Origin of the sequence: Pseudoalteromonas sp. T1lg48 (assembly GCF_002964785.1) — a bacterium.
Lineage (GTDB): Bacteria > Pseudomonadota > Gammaproteobacteria > Enterobacterales > Alteromonadaceae > Pseudoalteromonas.
In genome coordinates this window covers 237506-254869 of the sequence record NZ_PQCC01000022.1, presented here as the reverse complement: position 1 = coordinate 254869, position 17364 = coordinate 237506, and the positions used below count along the sequence as shown (strand labels likewise).

The 17364-nt window shown below is 53.2% G+C and carries 19 protein-coding genes; 18 read left to right on the top strand and 1 reads right to left on the bottom strand.

Annotated elements, in window-relative coordinates; all coding sequences use genetic code 11:
* The first annotated feature begins 192 nt into the window (after positions 1 to 192).
* Positions 193 to 747: a hypothetical protein gene (locus C2M29_RS14850; protein WP_105190528.1), complete on the top strand. Its 555-nt coding sequence runs from the start codon at positions 193 to 195 to the stop codon at positions 745 to 747.
* 85 nt (positions 748 to 832) lie between these two features.
* Here C2M29_RS14850 and C2M29_RS14845 read toward each other — a convergent pair whose 3' ends face one another.
* On the bottom strand, positions 833 to 1411 hold the full coding sequence (locus tag C2M29_RS14845; RefSeq protein ID WP_105190527.1) for a DNA-3-methyladenine glycosylase I: 579 nt from the start codon (positions 1409 to 1411) through the stop codon (positions 833 to 835).
* Positions 1412 to 1622: 211 nt separating this feature from the next.
* Here C2M29_RS14845 and C2M29_RS14840 point away from each other — a divergent pair, with 211 nt between their 5' ends.
* From C2M29_RS14840 to flhB, 17 genes are all read left to right on the top strand, one after another.
* On the top strand, positions 1623 to 2738 hold the full coding sequence (locus C2M29_RS14840; protein WP_105190526.1) for a sensor histidine kinase: 1116 nt from the start codon (positions 1623 to 1625) through the stop codon (positions 2736 to 2738).
* Complete coding sequence (locus tag C2M29_RS14835; RefSeq protein ID WP_105190525.1) at positions 2731 to 4110, top strand: sigma-54-dependent transcriptional regulator; 1380 nt, start codon at positions 2731 to 2733, stop codon at positions 4108 to 4110. The genes C2M29_RS14840 and C2M29_RS14835 overlap by 8 nt, the downstream gene beginning before the upstream one ends.
* Positions 4111 to 4289: 179 nt before the next feature.
* Positions 4290 to 4619, top strand: coding sequence for a flagellar hook-basal body complex protein FliE (gene fliE, locus C2M29_RS14830; protein ID WP_105190685.1), 330 nt, complete (start codon positions 4290 to 4292; stop codon positions 4617 to 4619).
* Positions 4620 to 4638: 19 nt separating this feature from the next.
* Positions 4639 to 6360 (top strand): flagellar basal-body MS-ring/collar protein FliF, encoded by a 1722-nt coding sequence (gene fliF, locus C2M29_RS14825; RefSeq protein ID WP_105190524.1) that lies wholly within the window; start codon positions 4639 to 4641, stop codon positions 6358 to 6360.
* A complete protein-coding gene (gene fliG / locus C2M29_RS14820; RefSeq protein ID WP_105190523.1) occupies positions 6353 to 7390 on the top strand; it encodes a flagellar motor switch protein FliG in 1038 nt (345 codons plus the stop codon). The genes fliF and fliG overlap by 8 nt, the downstream gene beginning before the upstream one ends.
* A gap of 3 nt (positions 7391 to 7393) precedes the next feature.
* A complete protein-coding gene (gene fliH / locus C2M29_RS14815) occupies positions 7394 to 8236 on the top strand; it encodes a flagellar assembly protein FliH (protein ID WP_105190522.1) in 843 nt (280 codons plus the stop codon).
* 3 nt (positions 8237 to 8239) lie between these two features.
* Positions 8240 to 9577: a flagellar protein export ATPase FliI gene (gene fliI, locus C2M29_RS14810; RefSeq protein WP_105190521.1), complete on the top strand. Its 1338-nt coding sequence runs from the start codon at positions 8240 to 8242 to the stop codon at positions 9575 to 9577.
* On the top strand, positions 9570 to 10022 hold the full coding sequence (gene fliJ / locus C2M29_RS14805) for a flagellar export protein FliJ (protein WP_105190520.1): 453 nt from the start codon (positions 9570 to 9572) through the stop codon (positions 10020 to 10022). The genes fliI and fliJ overlap by 8 nt, the downstream gene beginning before the upstream one ends.
* A gap of 119 nt (positions 10023 to 10141) precedes the next feature.
* Positions 10142 to 11854 carry a flagellar hook-length control protein FliK gene (locus C2M29_RS14800; RefSeq protein ID WP_233998445.1) on the top strand — a complete coding sequence of 571 codons (1713 nt, stop codon included), beginning with the start codon at positions 10142 to 10144 and terminating at the stop codon, positions 11852 to 11854.
* Positions 11855 to 11900: 46 nt separating this feature from the next.
* Positions 11901 to 12431 (top strand): flagellar basal body-associated protein FliL, encoded by a 531-nt coding sequence (gene fliL, locus C2M29_RS14795; RefSeq protein WP_105190519.1) that lies wholly within the window; start codon positions 11901 to 11903, stop codon positions 12429 to 12431.
* A gap of 11 nt (positions 12432 to 12442) precedes the next feature.
* Positions 12443 to 13537 (top strand): flagellar motor switch protein FliM, encoded by a 1095-nt coding sequence (fliM, locus tag C2M29_RS14790; RefSeq protein ID WP_105190518.1) that lies wholly within the window; start codon positions 12443 to 12445, stop codon positions 13535 to 13537.
* A 42-nt stretch (positions 13538 to 13579) separates the two neighbouring features.
* Positions 13580 to 13981 (top strand): flagellar motor switch protein FliN, encoded by a 402-nt coding sequence (gene fliN, locus C2M29_RS14785; protein ID WP_105190517.1) that lies wholly within the window; start codon positions 13580 to 13582, stop codon positions 13979 to 13981.
* Complete coding sequence (fliO, locus tag C2M29_RS14780) at positions 13978 to 14379, top strand: flagellar biosynthetic protein FliO (RefSeq protein ID WP_105190516.1); 402 nt, start codon at positions 13978 to 13980, stop codon at positions 14377 to 14379. Before fliN ends, fliO begins: the two co-directional genes overlap by 4 nt.
* 4 nt (positions 14380 to 14383) lie before the next feature.
* The gene (fliP, locus tag C2M29_RS14775) at positions 14384 to 15127 is read left to right on the top strand and encodes a flagellar type III secretion system pore protein FliP (protein WP_105190683.1); all 744 of its coding nucleotides are present in this window, start codon (positions 14384 to 14386) and stop codon (positions 15125 to 15127) included.
* Positions 15128 to 15129: 2 nt separating this feature from the next.
* Positions 15130 to 15399 (top strand): flagellar biosynthesis protein FliQ, encoded by a 270-nt coding sequence (fliQ, locus tag C2M29_RS14770; RefSeq protein ID WP_105190515.1) that lies wholly within the window; start codon positions 15130 to 15132, stop codon positions 15397 to 15399.
* 2 nt (positions 15400 to 15401) lie between these two features.
* A complete protein-coding gene (gene fliR, locus C2M29_RS14765) occupies positions 15402 to 16181 on the top strand; it encodes a flagellar biosynthetic protein FliR (protein ID WP_105190514.1) in 780 nt (259 codons plus the stop codon).
* Positions 16182 to 16189: 8 nt separating this feature from the next.
* A complete protein-coding gene (flhB, locus tag C2M29_RS14760; protein WP_105190513.1) occupies positions 16190 to 17320 on the top strand; it encodes a flagellar biosynthesis protein FlhB in 1131 nt (376 codons plus the stop codon).
* The last annotated feature ends 44 nt before the right edge of the window (positions 17321 to 17364 follow it).

Sequence of the window (17364 nt, the reverse complement as noted above, 5' to 3'; positions counted from 1 at the left end):
TTAGATTCATGCCAGTAGAAAAAGAGGAAACCTTCCTCTTTTTCTACTATTGATTAAATGCGCTTGCGAAAAAGTCCGTGCAGGTATAGCTCGCTCGATGTAACGAGAAACGGGCTTAAGAAGTTGATGTTGTTCGTCGTATTCTCAAGGCGTATTTCTTCAGGCATTTAAATAGTTAATTAGAGGTGGTTGATGAAGCATCCCAGGCATCAGGTATGGATAAAGTTCCTATTGCTGCTGTTAATTTTATTATCCTACTTTGGCTATTTAACTTACCAGTATGACTTTATAACGGGCGGGGTGGCATCCCTAATAACCTGGAGTTTCTTTGTGCTTTGCACGCCCGTGGCCGATGCCGGTTTCTTATTGGACTTCCCAATTCGGTTATTGCTGGGTGTTCGTATGGTGCTCTCAGAAATCGTCGTTTGGATTATTGCCATTCTGCTTAATGTGTTTTTGTTGTTTTACCTTCCTGAATATTATGAAACAACATTTGTTACGCAAACCATGAAAATGATATTAATCACACCGTTTCCATATTGGTTGGTTATTGTGTTATCCGGGGTGGGGACGTTTCTGTCGATTCGATTTGGTGATGAACTGATGGATGTGTTTCACCATAAAGAGCGCTTGTTCTATCTACGCCATCACTTCAAACATGACCTGATCTTGTTCGCTTTTTTTATTCTTGTTCTGTTTGGCTATTACGAAATAATCTCAACATTAGATGTGAATTTACATTCGTAATATAAATACAGCCTATACCTAGCGCGCGATAGAGGGCTGCTCTTGCCGGATAAGTAAAATAAAAAGGCACAACAGCTCGTCTTAGCTAATCATACATAGCTAAAACCTCTGCTTTTCTAAAACAATCGTCGTGATGGTCGTTGACCATGCCGCAGGCTTGCATATGGGCGTAAACGGTCGTTGAGCCTAAAAACTTAAAGCCGCGCTTTTTTAAATCCTTGGCAAAGGCATCGGACTGCTCGCTGGTGGCGACATAGTCCTCGCGCGAACGAATGGAGTTAACCCTTGGTTTGTGATCAACAAATTGCCATTGATAGGCGCTAAAGCTGCCAAACTCCTTTTGCACTTCAATAAAGCGCTGAGCGTTATTAATGGTGGCGTTTATTTTGAGCTTATTGCGGACAATTCCCGCGTCCTCTAGCAGGCGGGCGATGTCCTGGTCGTTAAAGGCGGCCACCTTGTGCACATCAAAATTGGCGAAGGCGCGGCGGTAGTTGTCGCGCTTTTTTAAAATGGTGTACCAGCTCAGCCCGGCCTGGGCCGACTCCAGGGTTAAAAACTCAAACAATTGTTGGTCATCATAAATGGGCACGCCCCATTCATTGTCATGGTAGGCCACATAGTCTTCTTTAGTTAGATCCACCCAGCCGCATCTTGTACACATAGTGCTCTCCTTATCATCTTGGTAGCAGCATAATGCTGATTAGCAAAGGGTACAAACCCTATTAAAACGACCATAGCAGATAACTGTTTTTATATACAGTGTCATTTTTTTGGTTTGAGTGTTTTCATATAACACTATGAAAAATAACAAAATAAAAGTTGGTATGCTTTGTGCTTTTTAGCTGTTATTCGGAGTTTTAGAGTACCTAGCTATGGCTTTGGCAAGCGTAATAACCCCACAGATTATTTCCCATGGACATTTTAGTCCAACCTTGGCCCACGAGGCCTATGTCGGCGAGCTCAGCGAGCTTAGGCAGCAAGCCAGTTGGCTTAGCCACCTGGTCGATACCATGCCCGCCGGGGTGGTGGTGCTCGATGCCCAGGGCATGATAGCCAAGGCCAACACCATCGCCATGGATATGCTCGGTGAGCCCCTTGAAGGGGAAAGGTGGTTTAGCGTGATTCAACGCTCGTTTCGCCCACAACAGGATGACGGTCACGAGGTGTCGCTTAAAGATGGGCGCCGCATCAAGCTGGAAATTCGCGCCCTGACCCCGGAGCCGGGGCAGCTTATTTTTATGACGGACTTAACCGAAACCCGCCAGTTGCAGGCGCGGGTGGCGCATATGCAGCGCCTCAGTGCGCTGGGCAAAATGGTGGCCACCTTGGCCCACCAGGTGCGCACGCCCTTATCGGCGGCCATGCTCTATGGTGCCAATCTGGGTTCCGAGCGCCTTAGCGGTGACTCCCGCACCCATTTTCATGGCAAGTTGATGTCGCGTCTTAAAGACCTGGAAAGTCAGGTGAACGACATGCTGCTGTTCGCTAAAAGCGGCGAGCAACAGGTGATTGAACCCACATCCCTGGGCCAGTTGCTCAGCGAGGTAAAACAAGGCGCCGAGGCCATGCTGATTGAACATGGGGCCCAGCTGCATGTGCAACTCCCTGAGCCGGATATCGAGGTGATGGGCAACCGCACCGCCTTAGCCAGCGCCATCAATAACCTCATTCACAACAGCGTGCAGGTAATAGCCAGTGGTGCGCAAATCAGCATGAGCGCAAGGCGCAGCCCGGATGCCGACGACACGGTAGATATAGTGATCGCCGACAATGGTCCGGGCATTAGCGACGAGCTGAAACAGAAGATTTTCGAGCCCTTTTTCACCACCAAGCGTCAGGGTACCGGCCTTGGTTTAGCCGTAGTGTCGTCGGTGCTCAACGCTCACAAGGGCCAAGTGACAGTTAATAACAGCGAACAGGGCGGAGCCGAGTTTGTACTCAGCCTGCCGCTTTTAAAGACCCGCCTACAGGAGGGCAAGTATGAGTAATTATGTGCTAGTGGTGGAGGACGATCCGGGCCTAAGAGAGGCGCTGACCGACACCTTGTCCCTTGCCGGCATTCCCTGCATTGCCGCCGACAGCGGTGAGCAAGCGATCATGATGCTAAAAGAGCAGGCGGTGGCCATGGTGGTCAGCGATGTACAGATGCCGGGCATTAATGGCATTGAGTTGCTTAAAAGCATTAAGTTGAATTATCCGGATTTGCCAGTACTAATGATGACCGCCTATGCCACCATAGACGATGCGGTCGAGGCCATGCGTCTGGGCGCCATAGATTATATGGCCAAACCCTTTGCCCCCGAGGTGCTGATCAATTTAGTCAGCCGTTACTTGCCGGCTAAAGCGAGCAATGACAGCGGTCCCGTGGTGGCCGACGCCAAAAGTTTGGCGCTGCTGGAATTGGCGAAAAAAGTCGCCGACAGTGATGCCAGCGTGATGGTCATGGGTCCAAGCGGCAGCGGTAAGGAAGTGCTGGCGCGCTATATTCACGACCAGTCCGGGCGTGCCAATGAAGCTTTTATCGCCATCAACTGCGCAGCCATTCCCGAAAACATGCTTGAGTCGACCCTGTTTGGTTATGAAAAAGGCGCCTTTACCGGTGCGGTCAATGCCTGCCCAGGTAAATTTGAGCAGGCGCAAAACGGCACCATTCTACTCGATGAAATCACCGAGATGGATCTCGGCTTGCAAGCCAAGCTGCTACGGGTGTTGCAGGAGCGCGAAGTAGAGCGCCTTGGGAGCCGTAAAACCATTGCCCTGAATGTGCGGGTGCTGGCCACCTCCAACCGCGACCTAAAAGAAGCGGTGCAGGCCGGGGTGTTCCGTGAAGACCTTTATTACCGTTTAAATGTTTTTCCCCTGCAATGGTTGCCCCTGTGCGAGCGCCCGGGAGACATTATTCCCCTGGCCGATCATTTATTGCAGCGCCATTGTGAAGCGGGTAAACAAGCGCCAGCGACCCTGAGCGAGGCGGCCAAACACAAGCTGTTAAGTCATGCCTGGCCGGGCAATGTACGGGAATTGGACAATGTTATGCAGCGGGCACTGATATTACGAACCGGCCCCCAGGTCGAGGCCGATGCCATCTATATTGAAGAGCTGTTAAGTCCACCTCGTGCTCCCGTGCCTCTTGCCTCCCAGCCAATAAGCGGCGCTGTTGAGATGGGGAACAAAGCAGAAGATGAAGAGCCGACCTTTAAGGACGAGCTTAAAAACAAGGAGCATAAGATCATCCTCGATACCCTGGTACGATTTAACGGTAAGCGTAAGGATGTTGCCGAAGCGCTAGGGATCAGCCCGCGCACCTTGCGCTACAAGATAGCGCAAATGCGCGAGCAAGGCATTCAACTGCCAGCTTAGACTTCCTTTTTAGTTGGGCTCAAGTTTTACTTGGGCTTTTTTTACGTCAAATTAACGTTGTTTAAATACTCATCAGTGTCAAAAAATAAAAATCATAACTTACTGTAATTAAAGCTTAATTTAGTTGGCACGCTTAATGCTTGATAGAGCTTAAGTTTAATTTAACCAGTGCCAGTTTGATGAAAGTTCAAGCCAATTCTTTATTTCAGGAAATGCAGTCCCTTGCGCTCGAAGCGCAGGCACGTAACCCGTTAAAAACCATGCCTCAGCCAAGCAGCGCGGCGTCGGTGCAATTTGGTGAGCTGCTAAGTAATGCCATAGACAATGTCAATGGCCTGCAACAGGATGCCAAAGCCAAGGTCACCGCCGTGGAAATGGGCGACCGCCGTGTCTCTCTTGCCGAAGCCATGATCGCCTCGCAAAAATCCTCGGTGGCGTTCGAAGCCACGGTGCAGGTGCGCAATAAGCTGGTGGAAGCTTATAAAGACATTATGAACATGCCTGTTTAACGGATAGCGGAGAAAAGTCGTGGCGCAAGCAAATCAATCAACGGATCTCGCCCTGGCCGACTCGGGTGCCGATATGCACACCGGCTCCGGCGAGCAACATGAACAAAAGTCGGGCTATCTGAATGCCTTAAGCGGCGTGGATATGCTGCGCCAGGCCACCTTGATCATTGCCCTTGCCATTTGCTTGGCCATTGCCATTTTTATCATTATCTGGGCCCGCCAGCCGGAAATGCGCCCCCTGGGTAAAATGCCCACGGAAGAGCTGATCCAAACCCTGGACTTTTTAGACGCACAAAAAGTGGACTATGAGCTCAACGGCAACGTTATCCTGGTGCCCGAAGATGCGTATCAGGATATCAAGCTGTCGATGACCCGTGAGGGCTTAACTCAGGGTCCCAGCTCCGGCACCGACATTTTGATGCAAGACATGGGCTTTGGTGTTTCTCAGCGCCTTGAACGTGAGCGCCTGAAGCATTCTCGCGAGCAGCAATTGGCGCGCACCATAGAAGAATTAAACAAGGTTAGCCGCGCCAAGGTGTTGCTGGCGGTGCCCAAAGAAAACGTCTTTGCCCGGGTGGAGAAAAAACCTTCGGCTACCGTGGTATTAACACTGCAACGCGGCCGCACCCTCAACAGCGAAGAAATCGATTCCGTGGTCGACATCGTCGCCTCGGCGGTGCAGGGCCTATCGCCTGAGCGCGTGACCGTGACCGACCAAAACGGCCGTTTGCTTAATTCCGGCTCGCAAAACTCCCTGTCGGCGCGCTCACGTAAAGAGTATGAAATTGAGCGTCAGCGCGAACAGGAATACCTGGAAAAAATTGACAGCATTATGATCCCCGTGGTGGGTCTGGGCAATTACACAGCTCAGGTTGACCTGGTGATGGACTTCAGTGCCGTAGAAGAAACGCAAAAACGCTACAACCCGGACTTGCCGGCGGTGCGCAGCGAAACCACCTTGGAAGAGAATAATATCGGCGGCCTGGCCGTGGGTATTCCCGGCGCCCTGAGCAATCAGCCGCCGGTTAATTCCGCTATCCCCGAAGATGCCACCGAGGCGCAAAGCACAACGCAAAACAGTGCGCCTTCGCGCAGCCACAAAGAGGCGACCCGCAACTATGAGCTGGACACCACCATCTCCCATAAGCGCCAGCAAAGCGGGGTGATCCGTCGTATCAGCGTCTCAGTAGCGGTTGATTACACCCAAGCTGCCAATGCCGAAGGACAAGCGACCGCCGCGCCGCGTACCGAGCAGGAACTCAACAATATTCGTCGTTTGCTGCAAGGTGGTGTGGGCTTTGATTTGCAACGGGGCGATGCCCTGGAAGTAGTGAGCGTGCCCTTTGTACGCGAAGACCTGGGCGCTGCCGCCGAGCTACCCTTGTGGCAGCAAGACTGGTTTATGAAGCTAGTACGTTTGGCCTTGGGTGCCCTGGTTATTATCGTGTTGATCGTCGCCGTGGTGCGCCCCATGTTGAAGCGCCTGATTTACCCGGATGACACCCTGGAAGCCTATGATGAAGAGGCGCTGACCTCGGGTGTCGATATTGGCGACACTACCCTGGAAATGCTTAACAATGATTTTGACTCAGCGTCGGTGGGTTTCTCACCGGATGGCACCTTGCAGCTGCCAGACCTGCATGGTGATGAAGATCTGTTAAAGGCGGTCCGTGCCCTGGTGGCCAACGAGCCGGAATTGTCCTCTCAAGTAGTAAAAGCGTGGTTAAACGAAGATGACTGAAGCACAACAAAAACTCCCCAGTAACTTCAATGTCGATAAGCTTGAAGGGGTGGAAAAAGCGGCGATTTTACTGCTGAGTTTGTCCGAAGAAGACGCCGCGCAAATTTTGAAACACCTGGAGCCCAAGCAGGTGCAAAAGGTGGGCATGACCATGGCCACCCTGGCGGATTTAAGTCAGGGTAAAATCAGTGCCGTACATAATTTGTTTATCGAACAAATTCAACAGTTTAGTACCATAGGATTCCAGTCAGAGGACTTTATCAAAAAGGCCCTGACTGCGGCATTGGGCGAAGATAAGGCCGCCAGCCTGATCGACCAGATAGTCATGGGGTCCGGCGCGAAGGGTCTGGATTCACTCAAGTGGATGGACTCCAAGCAGGTGGCCAACATTATTCGCAACGAGCACCCGCAGATCCAAACCATAGTCCTATCTTATTTGGAGCCGGAGCAAAGTGCGGAAATTCTTGCTCAGTTCCCGGAAAAAGTGCGTCTTGATCTGACCATGCGTATCGCCAACCTCGAAGAAGTGCAACCGGCGGCGCTGCAAGAACTTAACGAGATCATGGAGAAACAATTTGCCGGTCAGGCCGGTGCTCAGGCGGCGAAAATGGGCGGCCTAAAAGCGGCGGCGGATATCATGAACTACCTGGATACCAATATCGAAGGTCAGCTTATGGACTCTATTCGCGAGCATGACGAAGAAATGTCTCAGCAGATTCAGGATCTTATGTTTGTGTTTGAGAATCTAATGGATGTTGATGACAGAGGTATTCAGTCAATTTTGCGTGAAGTACAGCAAGATGTACTGATGAAAGCCATTAAGGGCGCCGACGATGGCCTTAAGGATAAGATCCTTAGCAATATGTCTAAACGTGCTGCCGATATGCTGCGCGATGACCTTGAAGCCATGGGGCCGGTGCGTATCAGTGAAGTGGAAGCGGCACAAAAAGAAATTCTCTCTACCGCGCGACGCCTGGCCGACTCCGGCGAAGTGATGCTCGGTGGCGGCGGCGGCGAGGAGTTCCTCTAAGCCATGCAGGACACTAAATTGCATCCCGGGCGCCCGCTAGAGGCCAGTGAAGCCGCCGAAGAGCTGTTGCAACATTGGCCCATTCCCGATGTCACCGCCAGTGCCGAGTCTCTGCAAGGGCGCTCGACCGCCTTCGGTACTCCCTTAGAGCAGCTGTATCATGCCAGCGAGGCGGGCAGTGGTGATGAGCAAGTACATACTGCCGAGGAGCCGGAGCTGCCCAAGCTGACCATGGAAGAACTGGAGCAGATCCGTCAGGACGCCTATGAAGAAGGGCTGCAACAAGGCCATGAGCAGGGCTATATCGATGGTTTTGAAAAGGGCGTGGGCGAGGGCAAGGAAGCGGGCTTTAAGGAAGGCCAGCAACAAGGGCTGGAGCAGGGGATTGCCGATGCCAAGCCGTTGATCGATGGCCAAATTACCCAGTTAAAGTCACTGCTGGCAGCGCTTGATGAACCGGCCAAACGCTTGGATCAGGAGGTTGAACAGGAACTGTTGTTCTTAGCCACCGAGCTGGCCAAGGCGGTGACCCTGAGCGAAATACGCACTAACCCGGATATTATTCTCGCGGCCCTGAAGGCGGCCACCGAGGCGCTGCCAAGCAATGACGCCGAGTGTCAGATTTATCTTCATCCCGATGACTTGGCTCAGGTGCACAGCCATTTTGATGAGCAGCAACTGAGTAACCGTCACTGGCAACTGTTAAGTGAGCCCACCATGGAGCGCGGCGGCTGTCATATTAAGCAGCAACGTTCGTCCATTGATATGAGTTTGGCGCAACGATTGCAGCAGGTGATCGGCGGTTTTTTACAAGACGCTGGGGTGCCGGTGAAGGGGCGGGATTAAGGCATGAATCAATCCTTAGCTCAGCGCCTTAAAAGCAAGCGCAGCGCCATTGCACCCGCGCCGGTCGCGGTGGCCGGCAGCCTTACCCGGGTGGTGGGCTTAACCTTGGAGGCCAAGGGTCTGCATGCGGCCATTGGCAGTTTGTGCCAGGTAGAAACCAATCAGGGCATGGTCGATGCTGAAGTAGTGGGTTTTAACGACGACATTTTGTATTTGATGCCTAATGACCGCATCTCCGGGGTGCTACCCGGGGCGCGGGTGATCCCTGTCGCGAAAAAGCCGGGTTTGCCGGTGGGTATGAATTTACTTGGCCGCGTGGTGGATGGTTTAGGTCGTCCCCTGGATGGTCTTGGGCCTTTGCGCACCGAACACTATGCGCGTTTTGCGCAAAACAATATAAACCCTTTAGCCCGTCGCCCCATCAGCCAGGCCATGGATGTGGGTGTGCGTGCCATTAATTCGGTGATCACCGTGGGCCAAGGTCAGCGTATGGGCCTGTTTGCCGGCAGTGGCGTGGGTAAATCCGTGCTGTTGGGAATGATGACCCGAGGCAGTGCCGCCGATGTGATTGTCGTGGGTCTGGTCGGCGAGCGTGGCCGTGAAGTGAAAGAATTTATTGAAGAGATCCTTGGTGAGCAAGGGCGCAAGCGTGCCGTGGTGGTGGCGGCGCCCGCCGATGCCTCGCCGTTAATGCGTTTAAAGGGCTGCGAGAGCGCGGTTACCATTGCCGAGTATTTTCGCGATCAGGGCTTGAATGTACTGCTGTTACTTGACTCGGTAACCCGGTATGCCATGGCGCAGCGGGAAATTGCTTTGGCGGTGGGCGAGCCTCCGGCCACCAAGGGCTATCCGCCTTCGGTGTTCGCCAAATTACCGGCACTGATCGAGCGCGCCGGTAACGGCGGCGAGGGCCAGGGCGCCATTACCGCATTTTTCACCGTGCTCTCCGAGGGCGATGATATGCAAGACCCCATTGCCGATGCGGCGCGGGCCATCCTCGATGGTCATATCGTGTTATCGCGAGAATTGGCCGACAGTGGCCATTACCCCGCCATCGATGTGGAAAAATCCATTAGCCGAGTGATGCCGCAGGTGGTGTCCCAGCAGCATATGCAACAGGCCCGGTTAATGAAGCAGGTGTTGGCCATGTACTCGGAAAACAAAGACATGATCACCCTGGGCGCCTATCAAAAGGGCACCGACCCCATGCTGGATCAGGCCATAGATATGATGCCGATGATCAATCAGTTTTTACGCCAGGGGATGAAGGACGTGGTGCCTTACGACGAATGTTTGCATTCTTTAGCGGTGTTATTCGGACAAGGGGGTAACCGTGGCTAAGCTAACCCTGTTGCATAAGCTTGAAAGCGACAAAGAAGAGCGCTTGCGTGCCGGCTTTCTTGCCGCCCAGCAGCATCACCAATTACAGCAGCAAAAATTGCAGGGCTTAACCCAGTTTCGTGGCGAATACATGAGTCAGTTGATGAACAAGGCTCAGGCCGGTTTATCCAGTGCCGGCTTTAGTCATTATCAAAATTTTATTGCAAAAATAGAGCAGGCCATTGCTCAGCAGTCTCAAACCGTGGAAACCGCCGATAAAGTCGTGCAGCAACGCCAGCAACAGTGGCAGCAACAACGCATTCGCGCTGAGGCGGTAGCCAAGTTGATCGCTAAAAAAGAATTGCAAAAGCAAGCAGTCATGGCCAAAGCAGAGCAAAAGATGCTGGATGAATTCAGCACTAATCAATTTTTTTCCCGGCGCCTGGCGCAAAGCTCGGGTTCGTAAATTGTGGCGCCCTGGACCTGGCATGGCCAAAACTGGTGCATAAATTGCAATCAAGAGGCCAAGTTTGTTATTCCCGGTGCTAAAGCGGCAGTGCTTTGCCACCTTTTGAGGGTCTGTTCATGACATATATCGACTCCGTTGCCATGCTCGGCACCCAAGTTAGCCCAGGCGAGCCGGCGGCCGTGGGCAATAAAAACGGCATTAAAGCTGACCTTGCCTTCGCCTCCGAAAACGAGCAAGCGGCGAGTTTTGCCAGTGCCTACCAGCAGGCGCAGAATGCGGCCGATAAGGATAAAGTAGGCGCCAAGGCGCAGCCCGAGGCGTTGCCACGGACGTTGCCACAGGCAAGCGATGAGAAAACGAATATCGATTTGGCCGAAGACAAGGACGCAGCAGCGTACGCTGTGCTCCCTATGGATACCGAGGAAACACTTGGTGACGAGGGGCAGCCATTCTTGGGGGATAAAGCCCAGGCCTTGCCCGGTGCGGATGTGCCAAGCGAGCCGACTCAGTCGTCCTCGGCCGACCCAAATAATGCCCAGCCACAGCCGCAGCAGACAGTAAGTCAAGATGGCGAGCAAAGCGCAGCGCAAGGCTCATCGCAGAGCATATCGGCTTCAGTCTCGTCATCACAGAGCGATTTTTATCAGCAGCTTTTTGCTCAGCTGAATGCAAGTACCGAATTAAAGACACCAGCGCAAACCGCTCCGGCCATGGCTGGAGCGAGCGCGGAAATGAGAGCATTAGCGCCGGAATTACAACGGGTCTTGTCACAATTGACGCCGCAGCAGCGCGAGCAGCTTAATGCCACCTTGCAGCAATTTGCCAAGGAGCAAAACCTAGATCCTCAGCAATTGGCGGCGTTAACGCAGCAACTTGAGGGGGACGCCTATAAGGGGCAAGCGCGATCTTTGCCTGGCACCCAAGGTCAGAGTATAGACATTGGCGCACAGCTGACGCGTGAGCCGGGCAAGAGCGAGGGGCTTAATATTAAGCCTTGGCAAACCGCGACCACTCTGGATAGCAGAAGTCTCGCCTTGGCTTCAAGCACTCATGTTAGTGCGACTGCAAGTGCGGCTCAAGATGTTGAACTAAAACCCGGTGATTTAATCTCCCTTACGCAAGGCGAAGAGAAGGCGGTCGGTGCCAAAATTAGTCTTGAGCCAAGCCTTGAATCAGTGCCGCGAGGACGAGTCGATGGCGCTGAAGGTGGCAAAATTCCGCAGTTGGCGCAGGCATTGCTGGCGCAACTGCAAGCTGGGGCGGCGAGCGATGTGAGCTCAGCCATTGAAGCGGATTTAGCCCAGTGGCAACAGCTTGCATTGCACACAAGTGTGCAGACCCAGGCTGCTGCCCAAGGTACGGCTCTGAAACAGCCACTTGACCCTGCCTTATTGCAGGCGCTGAATATCACTAAGAGCGATGCCGCCCTGCAGTTGCATCAGCGCGTTAATATGCTGCTGAATCTCAGTAACCAAGAGGCGGAAATTCGTCTTGACCCACCTGAGTTAGGTAGCATGCAGGTTCGCGTACGCAGCGAGGGAGAGCAGGCGCATATTAACTTTGTGGTGCAAAACCAGCAGGCAAAAGAGGCGTTAGAGCAGAGCATGCCAAGGTTGCGGGAGTTGCTAGCGCAGCAGGGCTTGGCCATGGGAGAGGCGCAGGTGGAGCAGCACAATCAAGGTCAGGGCCATGAACAGGAGGCCTTTGCCAACCAGTCTCAACAGGGCTTAGAGGCTGATAATCAGACCGAGAGTAACGGCGAACTTGAGTCGCCAAGCAGCGCGGTGAAAAACCCACAGGCAGAGCAAGGAATTGATTTCTATGCCTAATAACAATTGCTATTATACAACTAACTGATTTTATTCGAGGCGCCCGATGGCCGATGACAAGCAAGCCGAGCTACAAATTGAACAGGCCGGCTCACCAAAAAAATTAATAATAATCATTGTCGCCCTGGCCTTATTGGCGGCCGCCGGTGGTAGCTATTTTTTCTTCGCCGCTGCCAATGAAGCGACGCCTGCTGCGACCCAATTATCGTCAAAGGGGGCCGCTGAGTCGGCCCTGGGCTCGCCCAGCGCGCAGCTGGGCAGTGCCTTGTATGTGGCCATGCCAAGACCTTTCGTATTTAATGTCCCCGGAGCGGCGCGCGATCGCATCGTGCAGATCAAGGTGCAATTATTGGTGCGTGGCGATGACAATGAAGAAACGGCGAAAAAGCATATCCCTTTGATCGAGGGGACCTTGCTGAGCGTCTTTGCCGGCACTAATGCCGATGAATTAAGCACCGCGGCGGGCAAAGAATCGCTGCGTGATGAGGCGCTGGTAAATGTACAGCAAGCCCTTGAAGGGGTTGCGGGCGCAAGTGTGGTTGAGCGGGTACTCTTTACCGGCTTTGTGATGCAGTAACGAGGTGCAGCGTGAGCGACTTATTATCTCAAGACGAAATTGATGCGCTTTTACACGGTGTCGACGAGGTTGATGAAGAAGAGATAGCCGAGGGTGGCGACGGCGGTGCCGATGTTGCCTTACAATACGACTTCTCGTCCCAGGATCGCATTGTTCGTGGTCGCATGCCCACCCTTGAGATCGTTAACGAGCGCTTTGCCCGGCATATGCGCATCAGCCTGTTCAACATGATGCGCCGCACTGCCGAGGTGTCCATCAACGGCGTGCAGATGATCAAGTTTGGCGAGTATATTCACACCCTGTTTGTGCCAACCAGTTTGAATATGGTGCGTTTTCGTCCACTCAAGGGCACCGGCCTTATCACCATGGAAGCACGCTTGGTGTTTATCTTGGTGGATAACTTCTTTGGTGGCGACGGCCGCTACCATGCGAAAATTGAAGGCCGTGAATTTACGCCTACCGAGCGCCGTATCGTGCAGATGCTGCTGAAAATCATTTTTGAAGATTACAAAGAAGCCTGGGCGCCGGTCATGGATGTGTCCTTTGAATACCTCGACTCCGAGGTGAACCCGGCCATGGCCAATATCGTAAGCCCGACCGAGGTGGTGGTGATCAGCTCCTTCCATATCGAGCTCGACGGCGGCGGTGGTGACTTCCATATTGCCCTGCCTTATTCGATGTTGGAACCCATTCGCGAGCTGCTCGATGCCGGTGTGCAATCGGATACCGAAGACACAGATCTTCGCTGGTCTAAGGCGCTCCGCGATGAAATCATGGATGTGGACGTAGAGTTGTCAACGCGCTTGTTGGAAGTTGACCTGTCGCTGGCGCAGATTATGGACCTGCAGGCCGGTGATATTATTCCGGTGGAAATGCCCGAGCATGTCACCGTGTTCGTCGAAGACCTGCCCACCTACCGAGCGAAAATGGGACGCTCGCGGGATATGGTGGCGCTGCAGATCAGTGAAAAAATTAAACGCCCCGAGTCGGTTAAATCCGATCTCCATGTATTTACCAAAGGCGGTAAAAAACTGGATTCGGACGCCGAACTGGCGGTGCTTGAAGATGACCTTCACCTCAGTGAAGGGGTAGATTTAGATTGGTAAAAAGCACAGAGTAACTGTGCCTAGCAACAGAGGTTGTATGTAATGAGTGATGACCAAGATACCATGGACGAATGGGCGGCAGCCCTGGCCGAAGCAGAGCAGAGCGAAAGCGAGGCCGGTGAGGCGCACGCAGCCGAGCTTGACGAGCTGACGCCAACCAATCAGGACGTGTCGGCGGATGACAAGCGTAAGCTCGACACCATTTTAGATATTCCGGTGACCATTTCCATGGAAGTGGGGCGTTCGAAAATCAATATTCGTAACCTGCTGCAATTGAACCAGGGCTCGGTGGTCGAGCTGGATCGCGTCGCCGGTGAACCCTTGGATGTGCTGGTCAACGGCACCCTGATCGCCCATGGTGAGGTAGTGGTGGTGAACGACAAGTTTGGTATTCGCCTTACCGATGTGATCAGTCAGGTCGAGCGTATTAAGAAGTTGCGATGAAGCGTGCCCTGATTGCCTTTTTGCTAAGTGCTGCGCCGACCTGGGGGTGGGCCAGTACCGCCGCGGCCACGCCTGGAGCGGGGTTAAACCTCAATATCGTCTCCATGCTGCTGTCGCTGATGCTGGTGGTGGTGACCATACTGGTGTTGGCGTTTTTACTGAAGCGCTTTAATCCCAATATGGCAACCAGCGATGATTTTAAGGTGGTACGTACCCTGGCGCTGGGCACCAAGGAGCGGCTGCTGGTGGTGGAAATTGATAATAAACAACACCTGCTTGGGGTGACGCCACAGGCCATTAACTATTTGTATGAATTAGAAAACCCTTTGCCGGAGCGGGAAATGACGCCACTGGCAAAGCAACTTAGCCATTTACTCAATACTAAAAATAAGACCTAAGATGATGAAATACTGGCTCCTGCTGCTGTGCGCCTTGCTCATTAGCCCGACCGCCTTTGCCGAGCAAGGTTTACCGGCGGTGACCGTCACCACCAATGCCGATGGCTCCCAAGATTACTCGGTGACCCTGCAAATTCTGGCCATTATGACGGCGCTGAGTTTTATTCCGGCGGCGGTGATCATGATGACCTCCTTTACCCGCATCATAGTGGTGCTGGCGATACTGCGCCAGGCCATCGGCCTGCAGCAAACGCCGTCAAACCAGGTGTTGTTGGGCATGTCGCTGTTTTTAAGCATTTTTATTATGGCGCCCATTTATAACCAGGTGCATGATCAGGCCATAGCCCCATATCTGGATGAAAAGATGACCTCGATGCAGGCGCTGGAAGCGGCAAAGCAGCCGATGAAGGCCTTTATGCTGTCGCAAACCCGCATTAAGGATCTGGAAACCTTCGCCCAAATCGCCGGTTATGAACAGCTGGACTCACCGGCCGATACGCCCTTTATTGTGGTGATCCCGGCCTTTGTTACCAGTGAGCTGCAAACCGCCTTTATTATCGGCTTTATGTTCTTTATTCCGTTTCTTATTGTCGATTTGGTGGTGGCCAGTGTGCTGATGGCCATGGGTATGATGATGCTCTCGCCCATGATAGTGTCGCTGCCCTTTAAGATTATGCTCTTTGTGCTGGTCGACGGCTGGTCGCTGGTGATGGGCACCTTGGCCCGCAGCTTCGGCCTGGGGACCTAAGCATGGAACCGGGTGTTTTTGTCGATATCCTCAGTGATGCCTTGTTCCTGGTGATCAAGCTGGTGTCGGCAATTATCGTCCCCAGCTTGATTGTCGGCTTAATCGTTGCCGTGTTTCAGGCCGCAACCTCGATTAACGAACAGACCCTGAGCTTTTTGCCGCGTTTGTTGGTGACCCTGGGAGCCCTGATCATAGGTGGCCACTGGATCACCCAAGAGCTTATGGATTTCTTTAATCGCCTGATACTGTCTATTCCAGAAATAGCGGGTTAGCGATGGAATACCCCTTTGCCGTCATTCTGCAGTGGCTAAGTGACTACTTACTTCCCTTAGTACGCATTGCCGCCATGCTGATGGTAATGGCCGGTATCGGCGCCCGTAATGTGCCCGCCCGGGTTAAGCTGGGCCTGGCCCTGGTGATTGCCTTTGTCGCCGTGCCCGTGTTGCCGCCGGCGCAATTTACCAACCTCTTCTCGGCGGAAATGATCCTGGTGGTGCTGCAGCAAATACTCATTGGCGTGGCCATGGGCTTTGCCTCTCAGCTGCTGCTCAATACCTTTATTTTGGCGGGGCAAATTCTGGCGATGCAAACCGGTTTGGGTTTTGCCTCCGTGGTCGACCCGGCCAATGGCCTCAGCGTCCCCGCTGTGGGTCAGTTTTACCTGATCCTCAGCACCTTGCTGTTTTTCGTTTTTAACGGCCACTTGATGATGATCCAAATGATAGTGCACAGTTTTATCGCCGTGCCCATCGACGGTACCTGGTGGGCGGTGGATCATTATTGGGATATTGTCACCTGGGGCGGCTGGATGTTTACCACGGCCCTGGTGCTGGCTCTGGCGCCCTTGACTGCCATGCTGGTGATCAACCTGTCATTTGGGGTGATGACCCGTGCCGCGCCACAGCTTAATATTTTTGCCATCGGTTTTCCCTTTACCCTGGTCTCCGGCCTGGTCATTATCTGGGCAACCCTGGGGAATTTTATGGCTCAGTTCGAGGCCCAATGGCTGCGCATGGTGGAGCTGATGTGTTCCATGGTCGGTTGTGCCCCTTAGGAGGATAAATGGCTGAAGATTCAGGGCAGGAAAGAACCGAAGAACCCACGCCGAAAAAGCTCCAAGAGGCGAAAAAGAAGGGGCAAATCGCGCGCTCAAAAGAGCTGGGCACCACCTTTGTGCTGATCATGTCGGCGGTGTCGCTGCTGATTTATGGCCCGGATATTGGCCGCGGTCTGCATCTGGTGATGGGCCGTATGCTTAGCCTCAGTCGCAATGAAACCTATGATACCTCGAAAATGTTTGCCGCCTGGGGCGCGGTGGCCGATGCCTTGCTCTATCCCATGGCCATGTTTGTGCTGGTGATAGTGTTGGCGGCCTTTATCGGCAATACCCTGCTCGGTGGGTTTAACTTTTCCTGGCAGGCCATGGCTCCTAAAGCCAATAAACTGTCACCGCTAAAAGGCTTTAAACGCATGTTTGGGACCCAGGCAGCGGTGGAATTGGTCAAGGCATTGTTGAAGTTTGCCCTGGTGGCATCCTGCGCGGTGTTTTTAATTAAAATTTACTTTTATGAAATTCTTCATCTCAGCATAGAATCGACGCCGGGCAATATCGCCCATGCCCTGGAGATCATCGCCTGGATGTTCCTGGCCTTGAGCTGCACCATGCTGGTGGTGTCGGCCATCGATGCGCCGTATCAAAGTTACAATCACCATAAACAGCTGAAAATGACCCTGCAAGAGGTCAAGGACGAGTATAAAAACTCCGAGGGTGATCCGCAGATCAAGGCGCGTATTCGCCGCACCCAAAGGGAAATGTCGCAGCGACGCATGATGCAGGATGTCCCCGACGCCGACGTGGTGGTCACCAACCCGACCCACTATTCGGTGGCGCTGAAATACGATACCGACAAGGCCGGAGCGCCAATTATGGTGGCCAAGGGCGGCGATGAACTGGCGATGCAAATACGTAAGGTCGCTCAGGGCAATGATGTGCCCCTGGTGGAGTCGCCGGTGTTGACCCGGGCGCTGTTTCACACCACAGAGGTGGGCGAGCAGGTGCCGGAGCAGCTCTTTACCGCGGTGGCCCAGGTGCTGGCCTATGTCTATCAGTTGAAGCGTTTCCAAAAGGGCCGTGGCCGCAGACCGACCAAGCTGAGTGAACACCTCCCCATCCCAGATGACTATCAGTATTAGGCCCGCTAAAGCGTAACTTTTAAAGCTGGCCTGCTCCTTGCTTT

Excerpts from the sequence above, each read along its gene's own strand:
- fliH (WP_105190522.1), top strand. The coding sequence starts at position 7,394 with ATGCAGGACACTAAATTGCATCCCGGGCGCCCGCTAGAGGCCAGTGAA.
- fliE (WP_105190685.1), top strand. The coding sequence starts at position 4,290 with ATGAAAGTTCAAGCCAATTCTTTATTTCAGGAAATGCAGTCCCTTGCG.
- flhB (WP_105190513.1), top strand. The coding sequence starts at position 16,190 with ATGGCTGAAGATTCAGGGCAGGAAAGAACCGAAGAACCCACGCCGAAA.
- C2M29_RS14845 (WP_105190527.1), bottom strand. The coding sequence starts at position 1,411 with ATGTGTACAAGATGCGGCTGGGTGGATCTAACTAAAGAAGACTATGTG.
- fliL (WP_105190519.1), top strand. The coding sequence starts at position 11,901 with ATGGCCGATGACAAGCAAGCCGAGCTACAAATTGAACAGGCCGGCTCA.
- fliR (WP_105190514.1), top strand. The coding sequence starts at position 15,402 with ATGGAATACCCCTTTGCCGTCATTCTGCAGTGGCTAAGTGACTACTTA.
- C2M29_RS14835 (WP_105190525.1), top strand. The coding sequence starts at position 2,731 with ATGAGTAATTATGTGCTAGTGGTGGAGGACGATCCGGGCCTAAGAGAG.
- fliI (WP_105190521.1), top strand. The coding sequence starts at position 8,240 with ATGAATCAATCCTTAGCTCAGCGCCTTAAAAGCAAGCGCAGCGCCATT.
- C2M29_RS14840 (WP_105190526.1), top strand. The coding sequence starts at position 1,623 with ATGGCTTTGGCAAGCGTAATAACCCCACAGATTATTTCCCATGGACAT.
- C2M29_RS14800 (WP_233998445.1), top strand. The coding sequence starts at position 10,142 with ATGACATATATCGACTCCGTTGCCATGCTCGGCACCCAAGTTAGCCCA.
- fliG (WP_105190523.1), top strand. The coding sequence starts at position 6,353 with ATGACTGAAGCACAACAAAAACTCCCCAGTAACTTCAATGTCGATAAG.
- fliQ (WP_105190515.1), top strand. The coding sequence starts at position 15,130 with ATGGAACCGGGTGTTTTTGTCGATATCCTCAGTGATGCCTTGTTCCTG.
- fliP (WP_105190683.1), top strand. The coding sequence starts at position 14,384 with ATGAAATACTGGCTCCTGCTGCTGTGCGCCTTGCTCATTAGCCCGACC.
- fliN (WP_105190517.1), top strand. The coding sequence starts at position 13,580 with ATGAGTGATGACCAAGATACCATGGACGAATGGGCGGCAGCCCTGGCC.
- fliO (WP_105190516.1), top strand. The coding sequence starts at position 13,978 with ATGAAGCGTGCCCTGATTGCCTTTTTGCTAAGTGCTGCGCCGACCTGG.
- C2M29_RS14850 (WP_105190528.1), top strand. The coding sequence starts at position 193 with ATGAAGCATCCCAGGCATCAGGTATGGATAAAGTTCCTATTGCTGCTG.